This window comes from Nesterenkonia alkaliphila (assembly GCF_009758175.1).
Taxonomy (GTDB): Bacteria; Actinomycetota; Actinomycetes; order Actinomycetales; family Micrococcaceae; genus Nesterenkonia; species Nesterenkonia alkaliphila.
Genome location: NZ_WRPM01000079.1, coordinates 1 through 3500 on the forward strand (window position 1 = coordinate 1; position 3500 = coordinate 3500).

The 3500-nt window shown below is 56.3% G+C and carries 3 protein-coding genes; 1 reads left to right on the forward strand and 2 read right to left on the reverse strand.

All coding sequences use genetic code 11. The features are described 5' to 3' along the window. Positions 1-44: 44 nt before the first annotated feature. Together GNZ21_RS11195 and GNZ21_RS11200 are read right to left on the reverse strand one after the other, a co-directional pair. Positions 45-452 carry a TIGR00366 family protein gene (locus GNZ21_RS11195; protein ID WP_157324362.1) on the reverse strand — a complete coding sequence of 136 codons (408 nt, stop codon included), beginning with the start codon at positions 450-452 and terminating at the stop codon, positions 45-47. Between the two features lie 61 nt (positions 453-513). Further along, on the reverse strand, positions 514-2070 hold the full coding sequence (locus GNZ21_RS11200; RefSeq protein ID WP_157324364.1) for a class I adenylate-forming enzyme family protein: 1557 nt from the start codon (positions 2068-2070) through the stop codon (positions 514-516). Between the two features lie 196 nt (positions 2071-2266). Between GNZ21_RS11200 and GNZ21_RS11205 the strand changes: the two genes are divergently transcribed. Then, entirely contained in the window at positions 2267-3442 is a 1176-nt protein-coding gene (locus tag GNZ21_RS11205) for a PucR family transcriptional regulator (RefSeq protein WP_157324366.1), read from the forward strand. Positions 3443-3500 lie beyond the last annotated feature (58 nt).

A 3500-nucleotide genomic window follows, 5' to 3' on the forward strand; every position in this document is an offset into this window, starting at 1 on the left:
ACTCTCGTAAGAACGACGTGCTCACCGGGGAGCCGTACACCACATTAGAGGACGCTACTCATCATTCCCAAGCCCCAGTGAATGAAACCAAGGAGGGTCGCGACAGTCGCACCGAGGGCGATCATCTGGCCGCGAGTCTGCGGAAGGCTGGCAATCCAGGTGAGTACCCGGTTAGCGGGAGGGGAGGAGGCCACCGCATGCCCGGTAGCCAGGAGTACCGTCATTTGCATCGTGAAAGCGAGGAGGTCCCAGAATGACCCTGCCCAGGCGGAGACGAGACTGACTTGCTCAAGGTCTGGGCTCCACACTGGGGTGTCTGTGAATATCAGAACAAGGACCGCCACAAGGACTGTGAGGCTAAGACAGATGACGAAGGAGTCTGGCATCCATTTGATGAACCATGCCAGGTAACGGTCCATGAATGACCGCTTGGTGGTCTGCGAGTGTGACATATCAGTCTCCAAAGTGAATGATCTGCAAATATGTGGTGTTCGGGCGTCGCTGTACGGCTCCCTAACGGGTCAATTTGAACTTTCTGATCTTGCCAACGGAAGTCTTAGGAAGTTCATCGATGCGGTGCCACACCCGAGGACGAGCGACGGGTGCTAGGTTCTCCTCGGCCCACTCGGTAAGTGAATTGGTGCGGAGATCTTGTGCGGAGTCTTCCGGGACTACGTAGGCCTCGATAGCGTGGTCGCGTACGTCGTCACTGACGGCTACTACGGCAACCTCTTCGACCCCTGGAGCTTCAGCGATTTTGGCTTCCACCTCTGCCAGGCTGACATTTTCCCCAGATATCTTGGTGACATCGTCGATTCTGCCCACAAAGCTCATCGCACCATTGGGTTCCTGTCGAACCATGTCTCCGGTTACGAACCATTCGCGTCCGTTGACGGTGACGAAAGACCTCGAATTGGCATCTGGTCTGTTCATGTACTCTAAGAAAATGTCTTGACCTCTTTCTCCACCGAGAAGAAGAAGTCCAGCTTCTCCACGAGGAACTGGTGCCAGAGTGGCTGGGTCCACGAGAAGCACCGGTCTGCCGGGGACCGGCGTACCTATGGTCTTGTGCCCAGGAGTGGGCTCAGCGTCGCGGGTGACAATGGCGACAGTTTCAGTCATACCGTAGAGTTGCCGAGGGCGGGTGCCCGCGAGCCGTGCGAACTCTGAGTAGTGGGACGCGCTCAGGTTTTGAGCAAACCAGACATGTGTGAGCTCAAGAGGCTCTATGTCCTCCGGTGTCCGACTAAGAATCATCCGAATGGGCGCAGCGAATAGGCTCGCGTGGGTGGCTCCAGCTTCCCGAGCCTGGTGAAACCAACCCGAGGCAGAGAACCTGCTGGACAAGGCTATCGACGCGCCGACACCGATTGCTGGAGCGAGGCAGTAGAACTGAGCATTGGCATGAAACATCGGTAATGAGACGAACCACCGATGGTGACTTGAGAGATTGGCCAGCTCAGCCATCCGATATGTGAGGGTCGCGTAGTTGGCCTGTGTGAGGATCACACCCTTGGGCTCCGAGGTGGTCCCGGAGGTAAACATGACCGTGAGAAAGTCCTCAGGTTCTGCTGGGGAGAGCTCATCCCGGCGCAAGGTGTGGCCCTCATCGAATAGTTCTGAATCGGCAGCAAAGTCATGTTCGTCCTCATGTAGAAGCAGGAGCTGGGCGAGTTGACCTTCCGCGCCCTGCCGGTATACATCGGCACGGCGGGCGGCCGCTATCCCGACTGAGGGTGCCGTGCGCGATATTTGGAGCGCGATGTCCCTGGCAGTTGAAGACGGGTCTACTGGCACCATCCAGGCACGCAGACGAGCGCATGCCAGTTGAACACCGATAAACGCGGGGGAGTTGCGTAAACAGAGGTGTACGGCCTGACCCTGGCCAACTCCCAGGCTGGCAAGCTTTGCAGCGATGCCATCGACCTTCCGGTCGAACTCCGAATACGTCCATTCAGTCCAGGTCCCTTTATCGCTGCGGAAGAGCAGGAACGTCGAATCAGGGTATCGCTTCACAGCCTCGTCCCAGGCGGCGAGATATGTACTCGGATGCGTATTTGGTATGTCCATCGTCCCTCCTTCGTTATAGGTTCGACAACCGCAAGTGAAGCGTGTGTCGTGAATCACAGACCATCGGATCAAGTATGAGCTGGCGAAGCCCCCGTTGCTACATGCTGAGGCACAAGGTTCTTCCCCGCATCTTTGTAATAATTACAACCATGGTGACCTTCTTAAGGAGCTCAAACACACACCGGAGGCGCGAGGCATGTCTGAGAAAATGAGTGCGGCGAAGGTGAGTGGCCGAGAACAGAATTCTCTTCTGCTTCAGGACATTGCGCGCCGCCTTGCAGAGGATCGTTCCGCGATCGTGCAGGAGGTTGTAGCCGAACTGCGTGCTCGACAGCCGGAGTATGATCCGGTCGATGACGAAGAGCTGGACCGCTCTGTCACCAGAAATGTCAACATGGCTGTACGTACTCTGGAAATGGGAGAAGCTCTGCAGCCTGGACAGTTGAATGAAGGGTTCCTCACTGGTCGGGAACGTTATGAGAAGAACATTCCCGTCGAGGACGTCCTTCAAGGGTTCAGGACGTGTTTCACGATTATTCACAGTTATTACGTGATGTATTGTGAACTGCTCGAAACAGACACTCGCACCGCACTTGGCGGATCGCGCATCCTCTGGGCGGTGGCAGACGGATTTACTGCACGGATTGTTGCTGCATACCGCGAGTTGGCGACCGAAGCTGCTATTCGTCATGCAGAACTGCGAACGGAAAGTGTGCGCCGTCTTCTCAGGGGTGAGCCGAGTGTTGGCATATACCAGAGGCTGGGCCTGGACCCTGCACGGGAGTATGCGGCAGTGTGCTGCTCATTCCCCACGGGTCTGGGCACAACAGTGCGTCACCGACTTGAGAGGTCAGGCAGCGAACCTGGCGCTCCTGCACAGGTAGTTTTTGAAGGTGAGCTGGTAGTTGGCCTCGTCTCGAAGCGCCCGGAGCCCCAGGCGGACCAGATTGTCGGGCTCGGGCCATTCGTCGGCCTACCTGAGGTCGCAAGTTCATACGAGTTAGCCCGGAAGTTGCTTACGATAGCCCAAGCTAAGCGGCTGAAGGGCGTGTATAGCCGAGCCGAAGCCTCCTGGCGATTGGCGTTACTGGACAATACCGATGTGTCTGAACACTTGATGGAGAAATGTGTCACCCCGGTGCTGGAGTATGGAGATTTTGGTAAGGAAATTCTTGACTCAGTAGCTACCTACTTTGATAACTCCTGTGTAATCAAGCTAGCGGCAGGGGAGCTGATGGTCCATGAGAACAGCCTCCGCTACCGACTGAGAAGGTATCAGGAGATTACGGGAATGAATCTGGTCAACCCCGTGGATATTGCCGAGCTGCAATGGGCGTTGGAAGCCAGGGTGCTCCTACAAAAAGGGTGCTAGTGGTCCGTCTCTGATTTAGCTTGCCATTTCGGTGAGTTTCGCTCGTGCTCGGCGGGTT